Annotated in this window: 25 protein-coding genes; 17 read left to right on the forward strand and 8 right to left on the reverse strand. The window is 71.3% G+C overall.

Going from position 1 to position 17,648, the window contains the following annotated elements; translation table 11 throughout:
• Positions 1–18 precede the first annotated feature (18 nt).
• The 11 genes from VM306_RS23160 (at position 19) to VM306_RS23210 (ending at position 8,422) form a co-directional block, all read left to right on the forward strand.
• Positions 19–291 (forward strand): acyl carrier protein, encoded by a 273-nt coding sequence (locus tag VM306_RS23160; protein ID WP_325518504.1) that lies wholly within the window; start codon positions 19–21, stop codon positions 289–291.
• Positions 288–524, forward strand: coding sequence for a hypothetical protein (locus tag VM306_RS23165; RefSeq protein ID WP_325518506.1), 237 nt, complete (start codon positions 288–290; stop codon positions 522–524). The genes VM306_RS23160 and VM306_RS23165 overlap by 4 nt, the downstream gene beginning before the upstream one ends.
• Positions 521–1,642 (forward strand): beta-ketoacyl-[acyl-carrier-protein] synthase family protein, encoded by a 1,122-nt coding sequence (locus VM306_RS23170; protein ID WP_325518508.1) that lies wholly within the window; start codon positions 521–523, stop codon positions 1,640–1,642. The genes VM306_RS23165 and VM306_RS23170 overlap by 4 nt, the downstream gene beginning before the upstream one ends.
• The gene (locus VM306_RS23175; protein ID WP_325518510.1) at positions 1,639–2,220 is read left to right on the forward strand and encodes a hypothetical protein; all 582 of its coding nucleotides are present in this window, start codon (positions 1,639–1,641) and stop codon (positions 2,218–2,220) included. The genes VM306_RS23170 and VM306_RS23175 overlap by 4 nt, the downstream gene beginning before the upstream one ends.
• The gene (locus VM306_RS23180; protein WP_325518512.1) at positions 2,217–3,875 is read left to right on the forward strand and encodes a class I adenylate-forming enzyme family protein; all 1,659 of its coding nucleotides are present in this window, start codon (positions 2,217–2,219) and stop codon (positions 3,873–3,875) included. Before VM306_RS23175 ends, VM306_RS23180 begins: the two co-directional genes overlap by 4 nt.
• Positions 3,872–4,378, forward strand: a complete 507-nt coding sequence (locus VM306_RS23185) for a hypothetical protein (RefSeq protein WP_325518514.1) — start codon at positions 3,872–3,874, stop codon at positions 4,376–4,378. The genes VM306_RS23180 and VM306_RS23185 overlap by 4 nt, the downstream gene beginning before the upstream one ends.
• A 3-nt stretch (positions 4,379–4,381) precedes the next feature.
• Positions 4,382–5,218, forward strand: a complete 837-nt coding sequence (locus VM306_RS23190; RefSeq protein ID WP_325518516.1) for an NAD(P)-dependent oxidoreductase — start codon at positions 4,382–4,384, stop codon at positions 5,216–5,218.
• A gap of 175 nt (positions 5,219–5,393) precedes the next feature.
• Positions 5,394–6,137: an ABC transporter ATP-binding protein gene (locus tag VM306_RS23195; protein ID WP_325518547.1), complete on the forward strand. Its 744-nt coding sequence runs from the start codon at positions 5,394–5,396 to the stop codon at positions 6,135–6,137.
• Positions 6,134–7,123, forward strand: coding sequence for an ABC transporter permease (locus VM306_RS23200; RefSeq protein WP_325518518.1), 990 nt, complete (start codon positions 6,134–6,136; stop codon positions 7,121–7,123). The genes VM306_RS23195 and VM306_RS23200 overlap by 4 nt, the downstream gene beginning before the upstream one ends.
• 37 nt (positions 7,124–7,160) lie before the next feature.
• Positions 7,161–7,559, forward strand: coding sequence for a GntR family transcriptional regulator (locus VM306_RS23205; protein ID WP_325518550.1), 399 nt, complete (start codon positions 7,161–7,163; stop codon positions 7,557–7,559).
• Positions 7,556–8,422 carry an ABC transporter ATP-binding protein gene (locus VM306_RS23210; protein ID WP_325518520.1) on the forward strand — a complete coding sequence of 289 codons (867 nt, stop codon included), beginning with the start codon at positions 7,556–7,558 and terminating at the stop codon, positions 8,420–8,422. The genes VM306_RS23205 and VM306_RS23210 overlap by 4 nt, the downstream gene beginning before the upstream one ends.
• A gap of 118 nt (positions 8,423–8,540) precedes the next feature.
• Here the strand turns inward: VM306_RS23210 and VM306_RS23215 are convergent, their stop codons facing one another.
• The 6 genes from VM306_RS23215 to VM306_RS23240 form a co-directional block, all read right to left on the reverse strand.
• Complete coding sequence (locus VM306_RS23215; protein ID WP_325518522.1) at positions 8,541–9,587, reverse strand: ABC transporter ATP-binding protein; 1,047 nt, start codon at positions 9,585–9,587, stop codon at positions 8,541–8,543.
• Entirely contained in the window at positions 9,584–10,384 is an 801-nt protein-coding gene (gene modB / locus VM306_RS23220; protein WP_325518524.1) for a molybdate ABC transporter permease subunit, read from the reverse strand. Before modB ends, VM306_RS23215 begins: the two co-directional genes overlap by 4 nt.
• Positions 10,381–11,118 carry a molybdate ABC transporter substrate-binding protein gene (gene modA, locus VM306_RS23225; RefSeq protein ID WP_414672438.1) on the reverse strand — a complete coding sequence of 246 codons (738 nt, stop codon included), beginning with the start codon at positions 11,116–11,118 and terminating at the stop codon, positions 10,381–10,383. Before modA ends, modB begins: the two co-directional genes overlap by 4 nt.
• A 30-nt stretch (positions 11,119–11,148) precedes the next feature.
• Positions 11,149–11,547 (reverse strand): helix-turn-helix transcriptional regulator, encoded by a 399-nt coding sequence (locus VM306_RS23230; protein ID WP_325518528.1) that lies wholly within the window; start codon positions 11,545–11,547, stop codon positions 11,149–11,151.
• A gap of 82 nt (positions 11,548–11,629) precedes the next feature.
• The gene (locus tag VM306_RS23235; RefSeq protein ID WP_325518530.1) at positions 11,630–12,718 is read right to left on the reverse strand and encodes a YeiH family protein; all 1,089 of its coding nucleotides are present in this window, start codon (positions 12,716–12,718) and stop codon (positions 11,630–11,632) included.
• Positions 12,718–12,849: a hypothetical protein gene (locus VM306_RS23240; protein WP_325518532.1), complete on the reverse strand. Its 132-nt coding sequence runs from the start codon at positions 12,847–12,849 to the stop codon at positions 12,718–12,720. Before VM306_RS23240 ends, VM306_RS23235 begins: the two co-directional genes overlap by 1 nt.
• Positions 12,850–12,988: 139 nt before the next feature.
• Between VM306_RS23240 and VM306_RS23245 the strand changes: the two genes are divergently transcribed.
• Positions 12,989–13,117 (forward strand): hypothetical protein, encoded by a 129-nt coding sequence (locus tag VM306_RS23245; protein ID WP_325518534.1) that lies wholly within the window; start codon positions 12,989–12,991, stop codon positions 13,115–13,117.
• Positions 13,118–13,121: 4 nt separating this feature from the next.
• Here VM306_RS23245 and VM306_RS23250 read toward each other — a convergent pair whose 3' ends face one another.
• The gene (locus VM306_RS23250; RefSeq protein WP_325518536.1) at positions 13,122–14,033 is read right to left on the reverse strand and encodes an AraC family transcriptional regulator; all 912 of its coding nucleotides are present in this window, start codon (positions 14,031–14,033) and stop codon (positions 13,122–13,124) included.
• Between the two features lie 115 nt (positions 14,034–14,148).
• Here VM306_RS23250 and VM306_RS23255 point away from each other — a divergent pair, with 115 nt between their 5' ends.
• From VM306_RS23255 to VM306_RS23275, 5 genes are all read left to right on the forward strand, one after another.
• Positions 14,149–14,436: a DUF1330 domain-containing protein gene (locus VM306_RS23255; protein ID WP_325518537.1), complete on the forward strand. Its 288-nt coding sequence runs from the start codon at positions 14,149–14,151 to the stop codon at positions 14,434–14,436.
• 166 nt (positions 14,437–14,602) lie between these two features.
• Positions 14,603–15,223 (forward strand): DUF47 domain-containing protein, encoded by a 621-nt coding sequence (locus tag VM306_RS23260; protein WP_325518539.1) that lies wholly within the window; start codon positions 14,603–14,605, stop codon positions 15,221–15,223.
• On the forward strand, positions 15,223–16,212 hold the full coding sequence (locus VM306_RS23265) for an inorganic phosphate transporter (RefSeq protein WP_325518541.1): 990 nt from the start codon (positions 15,223–15,225) through the stop codon (positions 16,210–16,212). The genes VM306_RS23260 and VM306_RS23265 overlap by 1 nt, the downstream gene beginning before the upstream one ends.
• A 79-nt stretch (positions 16,213–16,291) precedes the next feature.
• Complete coding sequence (locus tag VM306_RS23270; protein WP_325518543.1) at positions 16,292–17,023, forward strand: anti-sigma factor; 732 nt, start codon at positions 16,292–16,294, stop codon at positions 17,021–17,023.
• A 44-nt stretch (positions 17,024–17,067) separates the two neighbouring features.
• Entirely contained in the window at positions 17,068–17,319 is a 252-nt protein-coding gene (locus VM306_RS23275; RefSeq protein WP_325518545.1) for an NAD-binding protein, read from the forward strand.
• Positions 17,320–17,507: 188 nt separating this feature from the next.
• Here VM306_RS23275 and VM306_RS23280 read toward each other — a convergent pair.
• Positions 17,508–17,648 (reverse strand): fasciclin domain-containing protein (locus VM306_RS23280; RefSeq protein WP_325518552.1); only part of this gene is annotated, 141 nt, incomplete at its 5' end.

Below are 17,648 nucleotides of genomic sequence, written 5' to 3' on the forward strand. Positions count from 1 at the left end.
ACCGAAAGGCGACAACCGATGCAGACGACACTGGAGTCCGAAATCCGCGACTTCGTCCTCACCACGATCGTCGAGGACCTCGGGCAACCGCTGCCGGACGACACCGTCAGCGACCAGATCACGCTCGGCGCGACCGGCCTCGACCTCGACTCCCTCAGCCTGATCGAGCTGACCATGCGGCTGGAGCGCCGGTTCTCCGTGCAGTACCCCGACGACAGCATCGAGCCGGTCGGCGCGATGACGCTCGGCGAGCTCGTCGCGGACACCGTCGCCAGGGGCGCGAAGGCATGAGCGCACCGGTCTCGGCCGCGCAGGTGCGGGAGCTGCTGTCGGATCCGAAGATCTTCCCGAGCCTCCCGGACGTCGACACGGAGTTCGTCTTCGACTCGATGGGGCTGGTCTGGTTCCTGCACGTGCTCGAGATCCGGTGCGGGGTGCTCGCCGAGGCGTCCGAGGAGTGCTTCTCCGGCAACACCTCCGCGCGGCGCATCGCCGAGCACCTGAAGGAGTTGGCGACGCGATGAACGACGTGGTGGTGACCGGGTTCGGCGTGCGGACGGCGTTCGGGGACGGCGCGGACGCGCTGCGCTCCGGGGTGTTCGCCGGCCGTGCGGCGTTCGGGCCGATCGAGCGGTTCGGCACCGACGGCCTGCGCACCGGTGTCGCCGCGTGCGCTCCGGGTGCCCCGCGGTTGCGCACGGCGCTGACCGAGGTGGCCGACGCGGCGGTGGCGATGTCCGGTCTGCCGCCGGGCCGAGACACCGCCGTGCTGGCCGGGGTGGCGGGTGACTTCACCGCCGTGACCGCGTTCTGGGCCTCCGGTGCCACCGAGCACGTGGAGGACAGCGCTGCCCGCACGTTCGCCGACGTCCTCGCCGAACGGCTGGGTGCTCGCGGGCCGCGGACGACGTTCACCACCGCGTGCGTGGCGTCGGCGAACGCGATCGTCCACGGCTGCCGGCTGATCTCCGCCGGTGTCGTGGACAGCGCCGTGTGCGCCGGCGGGTACCTGGTCGAGCCGGAGAACCAGTCGAAGTTCGACTCCGGCCGCGCGCTGTCCCGCGACGGCTCGATCCGGCCGTTCAGCGAAGGCCGGTCCGGGCTGCTGCTCGGGGACGGCGTCGCGGCGGTCGTGCTGGAGTCGCGGAGCCACGCGGTGCGAAGAGGCGCGAACGTGCTGGCGCGCGTACCGGGGTGGGGTGTCGCGGCGGACGCCCACCACATCGCCCGGCCGCACCCGGAAGCCCGTGGCCTGGTGCTGGCGGCGACGGCGGCACTGGGCAAGGGCGGTCCGGTCGGCTACGTCAACGCGCACGGCACCGGCACGCAGCACAACGACAGCGCGGAAACCGCCGGTCTGCACACGCTCTTCGGCGCCGACGCCGCTTCGATCCCGGTGAGTTCGACGAAGAGCACCACCGGGCACATGCTCGAAGGCGCGGGCGCGGTGGAGTTCGTCGTGACGCTGCTGGCTCTGCTCGACCAGACCGTGCCGCCGACAGCGGGGTTCACCGGCCGGGACCCGGCGTGCGACCTCGACTACGTGCCGAACGACGCGCGGGCGGCCCGGCTGCGGCGGGCGCTGACCCTGAACGCGGCGTTCGGCGGCGCCAACACCGCGATCGTGCTGGAGCTGCCGTGAAGATCTTCGCCACAGCCGTCGGCGACACCGCGACGGCTCCCCAGGTGACCGGGTTCATCGAATCGCCGTTCAACCCGCTGGCGCACCAGGTCGCCGAGCAGCTGCTGTCCGGTGTGGATGGTGCGCGGGCCGCGCTCGTGCTCGCCAGCGAGCTCGGCGACAGCGTCACCACGGACCTGTCCAGCAGGCTGCTCACCGAGGGCAAACCCGCCAACGCGCTGCTGTTCATGCAGGCCACCGCGAACGCGATCCTCGGCCGGATCAGCATCGAGCACGACATCACCGGACCGCTGCTGTCGCTCTCGCCGGGCGAGCACCCCGGCAGCGGGCCGCTCGACGTGGCCGAGCTGCTGCTCGAGGACGGACTGGACCGCGTGCTCGTCATCGGCGTCGAGCTCGCCGGAACTCCGCGCACCGACGCCGTGCACCGGCTGCGCGGTACCGAACCGCGGGTCACCGACCTCGCGGCGGGCCTGCTCGTCGGGCCCGGAGACGGCCTGCCCAAGCCCTATCCCCCCGGCGTCGCCGGGCTGCACGCCCTGGCCGCCACCACGACCGCTCAAGGAGAACGACGGTGATCACGAAGGCCGAACGCGCCCGGATCTTCGCCGACACCACGCTCGGCGCGGGCAACGTCCTGCACCGCGTGGTCGCCTACGGCCGCTCGCTCGACGACGAGGCGGTGTGGACCGATGACACGTGGACCGCGCCAGACGGCACCCGGCCGAAGATCCTCACCCTGGGCGCATTGCACGACGCCGTGAAGGAGTACGCGTCGTGGTACCACGCCCAGGGCGTGCGGCCGCGCGACCCGGTGGCGGTCCACACGTTCTCCAGCACCGAGTTCGCGGTCAACTTCCTCGCGCTGACCTCGCTCGGCGCGATCCCGTCGTTCGTCAACGGCAACCTGCGGCCGGAGATCGCCCGCGAGTACGTGCGCCGCCAAGGCGCCGTCGGCGTGCTCACCGACGACGCGCACCGCGACGTCTTCGCCGGGCATCTCGACGAGCTGGGCCTGGGCTTCGGGGTGACCGCCGCCGACGTGCACGGCGACGGCGAGCTGCCGGAGGTGTTCCCCTACCGCCACGACCCGACGGACCCGATCATCATCTCGCACTCCTCCGGCACGACGGGCATGCCGAAAGCCGTGCCGCACACGCACCAGACGCTGCTCTACGCCCAGTTGCACCGGCTCCGCTTGTCGACGGGCAACTCGATGGGACGGCTGCTGGTCGCGTTGCCGGGCTCCCACAACGCCTCGATCTCGGTGCTGCTGTTCGGCCTGCTGCTGCGCTCGCCGGTCTACCTGCAGTCCAGCCAGCGCGGCGCGGACGTGCTCGACGCGGCGGAGAAGTTCAAGCCCACCAACATCTTCGGGTTCGCCGGCACGTACGGCGAAATGGCGGCGCACGACCTGTCGAAGCGTGACCTGTCCTCCGTGGAGGGCTGGTACAACACCGGTGACGCCGCCCACGAGGCGCACGTCCGGGCGTTGGTCGCGCAGGGCAGCCACGAGTGGATCGACGAGAACTTCCAGCGCGTCCGCAGGCCCGGATCGGTGTTCACCGACGGCCTGGGCTCGTCCGAGACCGGCTACTCGATCTTCCACAACGGCCACCGGCCCGGCAGCGCCTCCTACGGCCGGTGCATCGGCAAGCCCATGAGCTTCGCCGAGGCCGCGGTGCTGTCCGAGGACGGGAACCCGCTGCCTCCCGGAGAGATCGGCAGGCTCGGGGTCAAGTCGCCGACGCTGACGCCGGGCTACTGGAACGACTCGCTGACGTTCCACCGGTTGCGGCTCGGCGGCTACTGGCTCACCGGCGACCTGTCGACGCAGGACGAGGACGGCAACTTCTACCACCTCGACCGCGCGCCGGACGCGATCCGCACCGAGCACGGGCTCGTGCTCAGCACCCGCACGGAAGAGCTGCTGCTGCGCGAGATCCCGGAGCTCGCGGACTGCACGGTCGTGGCCGTGGCGCCTGAGGGCGTGCGGGCCGACTGGGACGGCGACGGTGTCGGCGAGGCGTACGTGTTGTTGCAGACCACCGGTTCGCGTTCCGAGGACGAGTGGACCTCGCACGTCAACGAAGTGCTGGCCAAGGCCGGCTTCCCGGAGTTGACGCGCGCGCTCGTGGTGGATGCGGCTGAGGTCACCAAGGGCGCCACCGGCAAGGTCCTCAAGAGGGAGCTGCGCGAGCGGTTCCGCGCACGGCTGGCAGGGCGGGCATGACGGAGATGTCGCCGCAGCTGCGGGCGATGGAGGCGTACCGGGCGTGGTGGCTGCACGACGCCCGGTGGTACCAGGGCGTGGCGAAGCGGTTCGGCCACGAGGTCGCGAACGAGATCAACGCCGAGGCGCTGAGGTTCGTGGCGGAGAACATCGGCCGCAAGGTCGCGAAGCGCACCCGTCATGCGGGTGACGACATCAAGGGCCTGCGGGAGCGGTACGAGGCGTGCGCGGAGGCGATGTTCCCGTCCGAGCTGCGCGACGGTGACGTGGACGTGGTCGAGGACGACCTGATCGAGCTCACGATGCGGCGCAACTTCGCCGTGACGATGGTGCGGATGGCCGGGTCGCTGGAGGGCTACGAGTGCCCGTGCACCGACATCCACGCCGGGTGGTCGGCCGGGCTCGGCGTCGAGTTGACCGAGAACCGCGCTACGGACTGCCTGCGGCACGGCGACCCCGCGTGCCGCCTGCTGATGCGCGTCCGCGACGTACCGGAGGAGTGAGCCGTGCGAGTGCTGGTGGCCGGGGCGACCGGTGTCCTCGGCCGGGCGCTGCTGCCGCTGTTGCGGGAGCGCGGCCACGAGGTCGTGCCGTTGGGGGTGGACCTGCTGGACCGGACGGCGGTGGTGAGCGCAGTCCGGTCGGTGTCACCGGACGTGGTGGTGCACCAGGCTTCCGCGCTGCGCCACCCGCGGGCGTTCGAGCAGACGGCCCGGCTGCGCGCGGAGGGCACGGCCGGTCTGCTGGCGGCCGGGGTGGGGCGTCTCGTGGCGCACAGCATCGCGTTCGCCACCGCGCCGGAAGGTCCTGCCGTGCTCGGTGAGGACGCGCCGCTGTACCTGGACGCACCGGATCCCGGCTGGGCGACGACGACCCGAGCCGTTGCCGCACTGGAGAGTTCGGTGGCGCAGGCCGCCGGAACCGTGCTGCGCCTGGGCACGCTGTACGGCCCCGGCACGCAGTACGCCGCCGACGGCGCGGTCGGTTCGGCGCTTGCCCGCGGCCGCTACCGCCAACCCGCGGGCGCTGACGGCGTCACGTCGTTCGTCCACGTCGAGGACGCGGCACGGGCGACCGCACTGGCCATCGAATCCGAAGTCCCGGGCACGTTCAACATCACTGACGACTCGCCGGCCCTCGGCTCGGAGTGGTTGCCGGGATGGGCGGGGCTGCTCGGCGGCCCGGTGCCGCGCACGATCCCGGCGGACATCGCTTCGCGGTTGCTCGGCTGGTTCCCCACCTACCAGCTGACCCGGCTGCGCGGGGCGTCGAACGAACGCGCCCGGCAGGCGCTGGGCTGGAAACCGCGCTTCCCGGACTGGCAGGCGGGAAACCGGCACTGACCCTCGTCCGGCCTCGCGCGCGGGCAACACGCCTTCCACATCGTCAACCGCAGGTCCGGACGTCCACCTCACCGCCGGGTTGCTCGGACGAGACAGGTGGCACCCTTTCACTACTTCACTAGTGAAAGGTGCTAGCTTGGGCCGCAGCCGATGACGGAAGGAGACGGCCGTGACGATGGGAAGGCCGCCGGAACACGCGCCCCCGGTGCGCGCCGAAGGCGTGGGGAAGAAGTACCGCAGGGGGTGGGCGCTGCGGGAGACGTCGCTGGTGATCCCGCCGAACCGGGTCGTGGCCCTCGTCGGCCCGAACGGCGCGGGCAAGAGCACGCTGATGGGCCTGGTCACCGGCCTGCTGCGCCCGACGACCGGTGCGATCACCGTCTTCGGCGACCGCCCGACAGGCAAGGGGCTACACCCCGCGGTGTCCTACCTGGCCCAGCAGAAGCCGCTGTACCAGCAGTTCACCGTCGCCGAGACGCTGACGTTCGGGGCGCGGACCAACCCGACCTGGGACCGGGGGTACGCCGAGCACCTGATCGGGCAGGCGGGGGTGCCGATGCACGCGAAGGTCGGCACGCTGTCCGGCGGGCAGCGCACCCGCGTCTCCCTGGCGCTGGCGCTGGGCAAGCGCCCGAGGTTGCTGCTGCTCGACGAGCCGCTGGCCGACCTGGACCCGCTGGCCCGCGAGACCGTGCTGCGCGCGCTGCTCACCGAAGCGCGCACCCAGGGCATCACCGTCGTGTTGTCCTCGCACGTGCTGGCGGAGCTGGAAGGCGTGTGCGACCACCTCGTCCTGCTCCACGGAGGACGGATCCTGCTGGCCGGTGACGTCGCCCGGCTCAGCGCGGGCGGCACGCCGCTCGGCGAACTGGCCCTCCACCACATGCGTGCGGCGGCGGCGCGGGAGGAAGCGGCATGATCTGGGCTTCGTGGCGGCAGCAGCGCCTGCACCTGATCACCCTGCTCGGCGTGCTGGTCGTCGGCACGGGTGTCATCGCCCTGCTGCGGTCGAGCATGGTCGGCGACCTCACCTCCGCGGGCCTCACCCAGTGCGTGGCGCAGGGCGACGACTGCGCGGTGCCGGGCGAGGTGGTCAAGGCCTTCAGGGAGGCGTGGGGGAACCCGCTCGACATCGGCCGGCTCGTGATCACCTGCGCTCCTGCCCTGATCGGCGTCTTCATCGGCGCCCCTCTTTTCGCCAGGGAGCTCGAACAGGGCACCCACGTGCTGGCCTTCACCCAGTCGGTGAGCCGCACCCGGTGGATGTTCAGCAAGCTGGCCATCGCCCTGCTGCCCGCGCTGGTCGTGCTGGTGGCGCTGCAGTCCGCGGTCACCTGGTGGATCTCCGCGGCCGGTCAGCTGGGTCCGCGGATGAACGGTCCGTTCAACACCTTGACCTTCGGCATCGAGCACGTCTCACCGGTCGGCTACGCGCTGTTCGCCTTCGCCCTCGGCACGTTCCTCGGCGTGGTGTCCCGCCGCACCCTGGTGGCGATGACGGCGGGACTCGGCGCGTTCGTCGTCGTGCGCTTCGCGTTGTCCGGGCTGGTGGACCGACTGGTTCCCGCCCAGCGCCTGGAGGTCGCGCCCGGCGAGCAGCTGACCGTGCACGAGGACGGCAGCCTGGTGATCGACTACGGCTGGCTCGACAACGCGGGCCAACCGGTCGCCGAGGCCAAGGCCGGCGCCCTGGTCCAGGCCTGCAAGACGACACCGGCGGGAACGCCGAACACGCAGGAGGGCTACCTCGCCTGCCTCCCGCAGTCCGGTCTCCCCCAGCGCTTCGCGGTCTTCGTCCCGCCGAGCCAGGCCTGGCAGGTGCACCTCGTCGACCTGGCGATCTTCGGCGGCCTCGCGCTCCTGCTGCTGGCCGGCACCGCCTGGGCGCTGCGGCGGCAGAGCTGAGCACGGTGGGGACCCCGGAGCACCTATGCTGACCGATGTGATCGAGTTCCGGATCGACCGGCGCTCGGGGGTCTCCACCTACGTGCAGATCGTCCAGCAGGTCAAGCAAGCCATGCGACTGGGACTGCTGAACCCCGGCGACCGCCTGCCCACCGCGCGCGAGGTGGTGGAGGCGACCGCCGTCAATCCCAACACCGTGCTCAAGGCGTACCGCGAACTCGAACGCGAAGGGCTGGCGGAAGGCCGCCGCGGCCTGGGCACCTTCGTGACCAAGTCGCTGTCCTCCGAGGCGACCTCCGGTGACGACGCGCCGCTGCGGCAGGAACTCGGCCGCTGGATGGGCCACGCCCGCGAGGGCGGCCTGGTCGTGGAGGACGTCGACGCGCTCTACTCCGCGGTCCGCGACGAGCACTACCCCGCCGAGGAACGATCATGACCCCCTTGACCGCCACCGCCGTGGGCAAGCGGTACCGCAGCCGCTGGGCGGTCCGCGACTGCGGCTTCACCGTCCCCGAGGGCAAGGTGGTCGCCCTCGTCGGCCCGAACGGCGCCGGCAAGAGCACCCTGCTGCGCATGGCCGCGGGCCTCGTCCGCCCGACGACCGGTGACCTGAGCGTCTTCGGCACACCCGTGCGCGGCCGCATCCACCCCGACGTCTCGTTCCTGGCGCAGAACCGGCCGCTCTACCGCGACCTCACGGTCCGCGAACTGGAACGCGTCTGCGCGGCGATGAACGACCGCTGGTCGGGCGACCGGGTCCGCGAGGTCCTCGGACTGCTGGCCGGCGTCGACACCGGTGCGAAGGTCGGCACCCTGTCCGCGGGCGCCCTGACCCAGGTGGCCATCGCGATGGCGCTGGGACGGCTCCCCCGCCTGCTGCTCCTGGACGAACCGCTGTCCGACCTGGACCCGCTGGCCCGCGACGAGACGTTGCGGATCATCATGACCGAGGTCGCCGACCGCGGCACGACGGTGGTGATGTCCTCGCACCTGCTCACCGACCTGCGCGAGGTGTGCGACCACCTCCTGCTGGTCGACGAGGGCCGGGTCCAGGTCGACGGCGACATCGAGGAAGTCCTCGCACAGCACCGGATCCTGTCCGGCCCCGTCGCGGACGAGTCCGCTGTGGACGGAACGCTCGTCAGCGCGACCCGCACCCAGCGCCAGTCCACCCTGCTGCTGCGCGACGCCGGACCGGCGCCGCGGGGCTGGGCGGAGGCGGAACCCGACCTGGAGTCGCTGGTGATGGGCTACCTGAGGGCGTCGCGCGAACGCCGGACCTCGGCCCGGCACGGATAGCGCGGCGCTCACAAGCTGCGTGAGGACGTTGCACGGTAAGGCATCCGTCCCAAGGTTTTACTTCGGTCAACACTGAAGTAATTGTTTCAAGCGAGCTGAACTACCGGCCCGGAAACCGTCAGGCCGGGTAGGCGTGCGTCTCGGTCGCCTTCACCGCCGCCCACAGCTCGTCACCGGGCCGCAGCCGCAGGTCCGCGAGCGTCGCCGTGGTGATGTCCGCGAGCACGTTCGGCGCGCCGTCGAGCCGGACGCGGGTGGTGTGGGCGTGCTGTTCGATCGCGGCGACGGTGACGGGCCAGGTGTTGCGCGGGCTGCCGGACGGCCTGTCCGGGTGCAGGCTCACCGCGGTCGGTGGGAACACGACGTGCACCGGGCCGGTGACCGGTGCCGGGATGGTGAGACCGCCGCCGCCCTCCAGGGCGACCGAGGTGCCGGTGGCGGTGCCGCGGTAGAAGTTCAGGCCGACGAGGTTCGCGACGTAGCCGGTGCGCGGTTGCCTGGCCACCTCGGACGGCGAGCCCTGCTGGACGGCGCGGCCGTTCTCCAGGATCACCAGCCGGTCGGCGAGCACCATGGCGTCCAACGGGTCGTGCGTGACCAGCAGGGTGTGGCCGTCGAAGTCCGCGAGGTGCCGGCCGAGCTCGGACCGCACCTGCAGGCGGGTGCTCGCGTCCAGGGCGGCGAGGGGTTCGTCCAGCAGGAGCAGGCTCGGCCCGGTGGCCAGGGCGCGGGCCAGCGCGACTCGTTGGGCCTGACCTCCTGACAGGGAACGAGGTTTCGCCTGTGCGTGGTCGGCCAGACCGACCCGGTCCAGCCACCTGGCGGCCTCGGCGCGTGCCTCGCCGCGACGGGTGCCGCGGGCACGCAGCCCGAACGCCACGTTCTCCAGCGCCGACATGTGCGCGAAGAGCAGGTAGTCCTGGAACACGACGCCGATCGGACGCTTCTCGGCCGGCACGAAGTCGTCCGCTCCGTCCCAAGTGGACTCGCCGACGGCGATGTGCCCGGACGTCAACGGGAGCAGCCCCGCCAGGGTGCGCAGCGCGGTGGACTTGCCCGCGCCGTTCGGGCCGAGCAGCGCGACGACCTCGCCCGGCGCGATGGTCACGTCGAGGTCGAGGGTGAAGCTCCCGCGCGTGACGCGCAGTTCCGCGTTCAACGTCATGTCGGACCGCTGATCCACCGGTCGCGCAGACCGGCCAGCACGCCCACCGACACCAGCAGCAGCACGACGCTCAGCACGATCGCCGCGTCCGGATCCGTCTCCAGGGCGAGGTAGACCGCCAGCGGCATGGTCGTCGTCTCACCGGGGAAGTTGCCGGCGAACGTGATCGTGGCGCCGAACTCCCCCAGCGCCCTGGCCCAGCACAGGACGCCGCCCGCCACGACGCCCGGCAGCACCGACGGCAGCGTCACCCGCCGGAACGTCAGCCAGCGCGACGCCCCGAGCGTGGCCGCGGCCTCCTCGAAGCGGGGATCGGCCGCGCGCAACGCGCCCTCGACCGAGATCACCAGGAACGGCATGGCCACGAACGCCTCGGCCACCACCACACCGGCCGTGGTGAAGGGCAACGAGACACCGAACCACGCGTCCAGGTGCTGCCCGATCAGCCCGCGCCTGCCGAGCACCAGCAGCAGCGCCACACCGCCCACCACGGGCGGCAACACCAACGGCACCGTCACGAGAGCCCGGAGAAGACCCCTGCCGGGCAAGCCGGATCTCGCCAGCAACCAGGCGAGCGGGATCCCGAGCAGCAGGCACAGCACGGTGGCCAGCGAGGCGCAGATCAGCGAAAGCCTCAGCGCCTCACCGACCTCGGCGCTGAGGAGCTGACCGGGCAGACTCCCCCACGGCGCCTTGACCAGCAGTCCCGCCAACGGCACCAGCAGGAACGCGAGGCCGACGAAGGCGGGAAGGGCGAGGACAACGGGAAGCCGTCCGCGGCCGCGATGACGTGTCACGGGCTGACGAAGCCCGCCGCGCTCAGCACCGCGCGCCCCTCGTCCGACAGCACGAACGCGACGAAAGCCTTGGCGGTGGCCGCGTTCCGCGCCTTCGCGACCGGTGCGATCGGGTAGTCGTTGACGGCTTGGCCGGCCTCGGCGAAGTCGATGCCCTCGATCTTGCTCCCGGCGGCCTTGACGTCCGTCTTGTAGACGAGCGCGCCGTCGACCTCGCCGAGCGAGACCTTGGTGAGCACGGCCTTGACGTCCTGTTCCAGCGTGTCCGGCCGAGGCGTCACCTTGGCTGCCTCGAAGACCTTCTTCGCCGCCGCGCCGCACGGCACCTGCTCCGCGCACAGGGCGATCTTCTTGTCCGCCACCGCGAAGTCCGGCAGCCCTGCGATCCTGCCGGGGTTGCCCTTCGGCACGGCGATCGCGAGCTCGTTCCTGGCGAACGTGGTGGGCGTGTCCGTGATCGTCCCGGTGTCGGTGGCCTGCTTCATGTTCGCCGGCGCGGCCGAGGCGAACACGTCGGCGGGCGCGCCCTGGTTGAGCTGCTGCGCGAGCGCGGAGCTGCCGGCGAAGTTGAACTCGACCTTCGTACCGGGGTGGGCGGCCTCGAAGTCCTCGCCGAGCTGCGTGAAGGTCTCGGTGAGCGACGCCGCGGCGAACACGGTGATGTCACCGGTGACGCCCGACGCGGGCGTCGGCGCGCTGGAGCCGCACCCCGCGAGCGCCAGCACGGCCGCCATGACGACACCGTGCACGATCCCGGACACCGCTCAGGCCTCCGGGATCTCGACGACGACGTTGGTCGACTTGATCGACGCGACCGCGACGCTGCCGACCTCGAGCCCGAGCTCGTCGGCGGCCTCGCGACTCATCAGCGACACGATGCGGAACGGCCCCGCCTGCATCTCGACCTGCGCCATCACGCCGTCCTTGAGGACGCGGGTGACGATCCCCCGCATCCGGTTGCGGGCGGACGCGGCGACGGTGACGCCGGGCTCGGACGTCTCGGTCATCCGCTGCGCGAACGCGGCGAGCTCCTTGCCGTCGATGGCCTTGCGCCCGTTGTCGAGCGTCGTCGCCACCAGGCGCCCGTTGTCGATCCACCGCCGCACGGTGTCATCGCTGACTCCGAGCATCGCGGCCGCTTCGCTGATCCGCAGATTCGGCACGAGGACATCATAGGTTCCGCTTTTGCGGAAGCAAGTCGACGTTGACCGGGCGTCGGCACCAGACCGGCGCCCGGTCCGGCCGCTAGTTGCCGAAGCCGGCGAACAGGACGCCGGCCAGCCCGAGCCCGACCAGCAGGTTGAACACCGTCGCGCTGGCGAACACCCCGATCGGCTTCCAGCCGGCCTCGCGCAGCGGCGCCACCCGGAACTCCAGCCCGATCGAGACGAACGCGAGGATCAGGAACAGCGTGCGCAGGTCGTTGACCGTCGTGATCACCGACTTGTCGCCGCCGGACTCCAGGAACACCGTCGCGACGACCGATGCGGCCAGGAACCCGAGCACGAACTTGGGGAAGCGCTCCCACAACGCCCGGCCGCTGACCTTCGCGTCGCCGGTCCGCTCGACCTTCAGCGCGAAGTAGGCCGTCAACGCCACCGCGACCACGCCGAGCAACGCGTTCTGCGTCGTCTTGACGATCGTCGCGATCTGCAACGCCTCCTCGCCGACCAGCGCGCCTGCCGCGCTCACGGCCGCCGTCGTGTCGATGTTGCCGCCGATCCACGCCCCCGCGACCGCCGTGGGCAGCCCGAAGGCGTCCACCAGCAGCGGGAGCACGAAGATCGACGGCAGCGCGAAGATGATGACCAGGCTCGCGGTGTACGCGAGCTGCTCGCGCTTGGCCTGCACCGCGCCCGCCGCCGCGATCGCCGCGCTCACACCGCAGATCGACACGGCCGACGACAGCAGCGCCCGCAGCTTCGGGTCCAGGCCGAGCTTCCCGCCCAGCCACCACGTGAAGCCGAAAACCAGAGTGATCAGCAGGAACGCCTGCGCGATGGCGGGCCCGGCCGCCTTCACGATCACCGCGAAGTTGATCGACGCGCCCAGCAGCACCAGACCGGTCTTGATGAAGAACTCCGTGCGGAACCCCGCGGCCAGCCTGTCCCGGAGACCCAGCCCGGTCAGCACAGCGTTCCCCAGCAGCCCCAGCAGGATCGCGTAGACCGGGTACTCGACGCTCTTCGCGACACCGCCCAGCCACGTGCCCTTCGTGAACACCGGCACGTTCTGCTCCAGGTAGCGGGTCAGCGCGCCCAGCACCACGACGACCGCGACCCCGCCGACCGCCCACCACACCCAGGACCGTTGCCGCGTCTCGACTTCCGCCATCACGGCACCAGCCAGCCGGGCAGGATCCCGCTCAGCACCAGGACCAGCAGCGCCAGCCCCGCGATCGTCGCCGCCCAGTCCTCGTTCACCGCGAGCTTGCGCTCACGGCCGACACCTTCCTCCGCGCTCATGCCGCCCTCCGTCCACCTGGTGGTGGCGGCAATGGTCGGAGCAGCGGGCCAGGCACAGCAAGGGCTCCCGCGATGTGGAACGGCGCGCGCTCGCGGCGAACCGCAGCCGGGCGCGGTGATCGTTCGGTATGAATCGCCCATGCAGACGCAGGTGTGGGTCGCGGTCCTCTCGCTGACCGGCGTGGTGCTCGGTGGCGGCCTGTCCTTCCTGGTGCAGGCCGCCGAACACGCCGCCGCCCGTCACGAGATGAGCCAGTCACCGGCGTGAACCGTCAGCTTGCCTGCCGCCGGCGGAACTTGCCGGGCGCCGTGCCGAACACCCGCTTGAAGGCGTTGGAGAAGGCGAACTCCGAGGTGTAGCCGACCTGACGGGCGATCGCGGCGAGCGGCGCCTGGCCGTCCCGCAGCATCCGCGCGCCGGTGCTCAGCCGCCACCAGGTCAGGTAGGCCATCGGGGACTGGCCGACCAGCGAGGTGAACCTGCGGGCGAACGCGGTCTTGGACAGCCCGACCTCGGCGCCCAGCTCCTCGACCGTCCACGGGTGCGAGGGCGTGCGGTGGATGTGTTGCAACGCCGTGGCGACCACCGGATCCGTGAACGCGACGCACCAGCCCCCGCGCGGACCGTGACGGGCGGCCTCCTCGTCGAGCCAGGCGCGCAGCAGGTAGACGAGCAGGAGGTCCATCAGGGCGGGCAGTGCGGCGGCGGCGCCGGGACGGGCCTCCATGAGGTCCGCACCGAGCAGGTCGACCGCGCTGCGCAGAGCGGAGTGGTCACCGAGGCGGGCAGGCAGGTGGACGACCTCGGGCAAGGTCTGCAGGAACGGGTGGGCCTGCCCGCGTTCCAGCCGGTAGGCGCCGCACAGCAACTGCGTCTGGCCGGGCGCGGGCTCCTCGTCCGGCGGACCCGCCTCCGGTGCGGGCGTGAGGTCGGCGATCGTCCTGTCCGGACTGCCGCTGATGCCGTGCACCGCGCCGTGCGGCAGGAACACCACGTCGCCCGCGCCGAGGGCGACGGGGGAACCGGATGGAGGAATCAGCCAGCAGGTGCCTTCGAGCACGACGTGGAAGCCGGCCCCCGGATACGGGCCGAACGCGTAGCCCCACCGGCCGCTCAGCCGGGACCGCGTGAACTTGGGGCGGCCCGTGCGAACCGTGGCGATCACATCGCTGAAGACATCCACCACGTCATCGTACGGTCTGATCGAGTATGAAAGCGGTCTTCAGTCGCATTGGAAAGACCACTGGGTGTCCTTAGCGTAGGAGGCGATCAACAACGCACCTGAAGGAGACGCGGACATGCCCGCATACGTCGTCATCGACTTGTCCATCGCCGACCCGGCCGGCTTCCAGGAGTACGTCGGCGGTGTGATGCCGTTGCTCGAGAAGGCCGGTGCGCGCAACCTCCTGGTCGACGACTCCGTGCTGGTGCTGGAAGGTGACTGGACCCCGCCGACGCTCGTGATCCACGAGTTCGCCGACCGGGCCGCGGCCCAGGAGTTCTGGGACTCACCGGAGTACCAGCCGTACAAGGAGCTGCGCCGCAGGTACTCCACCGTGAAGGTCGTCGTCGGCGAGGCCGCCTGACCGGAACAAGAGTCCACAAGGGACCTTCCCCTCTTCACCGCCCGGCGCCGGGCGGTGAAGGAGGAACCTGTTTACCCGTCCCCTCTGCGGGTAGTCCTGCGCGTGTGCGCCGACGACCTTCCGCTGCCCGGCGCCTGATGTCGCGCGTCGAGGAAGGACCAACCGCATGCGCATCAGCAGGAAACCCACGGGCGCGAAGTTCTTCGAGCTGTTCACCGAGATAGGCGCGAACATCGGCAGCAGCGTCGAACTGTTGCGCGAGTTCGTGGCGGCGCCGATCGAGCAGCGCGCGGAGCTGGCGGAACGGATGCACGCGCTGGAGAACACCGGCGACGACGCGACCCACGCCATCATCGGGCACCTGGACCGGTCGTTCGTGACGCCGTTCGACCGCGAGGACATCTACCGGCTGGCGTCCAGGTTGGACGACGTCGTGGACCACATGGACGCCGCGGTGGACCTGGCGACCCTGTACCGCGTGGGTGAGCTGCCGGACGGCGTGTCGGCGCAGGTCGAGCTGCTGTGCCGGGCGGCCCAGCTCACCGCGGACGCCATGCCGCGGCTCACCGAGCCGCAGGAGCTGACCGCGTTCTGGGTCGAGGTCAACCAGCTCGAGAACGAGGCCGACCAGGTCTACCGGCGGCTGCTGTCGGAGCTGTTCAACGGCACGCGCGACGCCCTCGAGGTCATGAAGCTCAAGGACGTGGTGGACGAGCTGGAAGCCGCCGCCGACGCCTTCGAGCACGTGGCGGACGCCGTGCACTCGATCGCGGTCAAGGAAGCGTGATGCCGACCGCGGGCCTGGTGCTCGTGGTGGTCCTCGCACTGGCGTTCGACTTCACCAACGGCTTCCACGACGCGGCCAACGCCATCGCCACCGCCGTGTCCACCCGTGCGCTGACCCTGCGCGCCGCCCTCTCGCTCGCGGCGGTGATGAACCTGATCGGCGCCCTGCTGGGCACCGGCGTCGCCGTCACCATCGCCTCGGGCATCATCGACACCCCGGTCGGCGGCGACGCGCTGCACGCGGTCACCGCCGCCCTCGTCGGCGCCATCGTCTGGAACCTGGTCACCTGGTACTTCGGCCTGCCGTCCTCGTCCTCGCACGCCCTGGTCGGCGGCCTGGTCGGCGCGGCGCTGGCGTCCGCCACCGCCGTGCACTGGTCGGGCGTGCTGCAGAAGGTCGTCATCCCGATGGTGGTCTCCCCCGTCATCGGCCTGGTGCTCGGCTACGCGGTGATGACCGTGATCATGTGGACGTTCCGCAACGCCAACGCGCACCGCGCCGGACGGCTGATGCGCCGCGCGCAGGTGTTCTCGGCGGCGAGCCTCGCGCTGGGCCACGGCCTGCAGGACGCCCAGAAGAGCATGGGTGTCATCGTCCTCGCGCTCGTCGTCACCCAGAACCAGACCGGCTACGCCGTGCCGTTCTGGGTGATCCTGGTGTGCGCGCTGGCCCTCTCGGCCGGGACGTACGCGGGCGGCCTGCGGATCATGCGCACCCTGGGCAGACGCATCTTCCACCTCACCCCGCCCCACGGCTTCGCCGCCGAGCTGTCCGCCTCGTCCGTGCTGTACCTGGCCGCGTTCGTGTTCCACGCCCCGATCTCCACCACGCACGTGATCACGTCGGCGGTGATGGGCGTCGGCTCGACCACCCGCCGTTCGGCGGTGCGCTGGTCCGTGGCGGCCGACATCGCCAAGGGCTGGGTGCTGACCCTGCCGGCCTCCGCCGCCGTCGCCGCCGGCGCCTACGGGGTGGTTTCCCTGCTGTGAGACGGTCCCACGTGGACGGTTCGCGGCACGCCTTGCATTCGAGGGCAATCCGGTTGGCCCGCGGCTTCGAAGAAGAGGCGTGAACCCCGGAGGAACTCGTGCGATCGACCCGCACCTGCTGACCGGTGCTCACGCACTCGACGCGCTGCCCGGCCAGGAACGGGACGAGTTCGAGGCGCACCTGGGCCGATGCCCCGGCTGCGCGCAGGAGGTGGCCGAACTGCGGGCCACCGCCGCCCGGCTCGGCAGCGCCGTCGTCCAGGTCTTCCCCGACGCCCTCCGGCCACAGGTGCTGGGGGCGGTCCACCGACTGCGGCAGGTGCCGCCGGTCTCCGAGGTGGGGACGGGTTCCTCACGGCGCCAGGGCTTCCGCGCCGCCGCGGCGCTCATCGCCGCCGCGTGTGTCGCCGCCATGGCGGTGGCCGGTGTGCAGGGCGCGTTGACGGCGTCGACCACCATCCCCGTGGCCGCCCCTCCGCACACCCGGATCGGGGATCTGCTGGCCGCGCAGGACCTGCGGCTCGTGAGCGCGGGAGATCCGGCGGGCACCGCGGCGGTGTCGAACGGCCGCGACGAGATGCTGTTCCTGGCGGACGGCCTGCCGGCGTTGCCCCGTGACCGCGCCTACCAGTTGTGGCTGGTCGACGGCGACGGTCCCCGGTCGGCGGGAACGACGCGTCCGGCGGACACCGCGATGTCGCTGCTCGTGACGGGGATCCGCGACGTGAGCGAGGTCCTCCTCACCGTCGAGCCGGCCCACGGGTCACCGAGTCCGACAAGCTCCCCGGTCCTCGCGATCGTCCTGTCCTGAGCCGGAGGGCGATCCGGTTCCGCACGTGCACCGAATCCCTCGACGTGACCGATCACATCCTCGTCATCGGGTACGGCGGCACCGGGCGCCGCGCCGCGAACTCGGTGCTGGTCCTGCAGCCGGGTGCGCTGGTGACCGTCCTCGACACCGACCTCCTCGCCGTCCTCGAAGCGACGGCCAACGGCGCCACCGCGGTCCTCGGCGACGGGCGGGACGGATGCGCGCTCGACGAAGCGGCGGCTGACATCGCTGGTCGTGTCTTCGTCGCGGTTCCCGACGACCTGAGTGCCTACTGATCACGAGGGCGCTGCGGCCGGTGAACCCGGATGCCGTGGTCGTGACCGTCATCCGCGATCCGGGGAAACCACGCGCTGTTCCCGTCCTCCGGCGCGACGTCCGTCCACATCAGACTTCCCGGCGAGCAGACGTGAAGAGCTCCGGAAACAGGGGGCTGTTTCCGGAGCTCGTCGAACGACCGGTGCGATCAGGCAGGCATCAGCACCGAGTCGATCAGGTACACGGTGGCGTTGGCGGTCTTCACGCCGCCGCAGATGACGTTGGCGTCGTTGACCTTCAGCGCGTTGCCGGAGCCGCTCACCTTGACCACGCCGGTCTCGACGGACTT

Origin of the sequence: Lentzea sp. (assembly GCF_035525475.1) — a bacterium.
GTDB lineage: Bacteria > Actinomycetota > Actinomycetes > Mycobacteriales > Pseudonocardiaceae > Lentzea.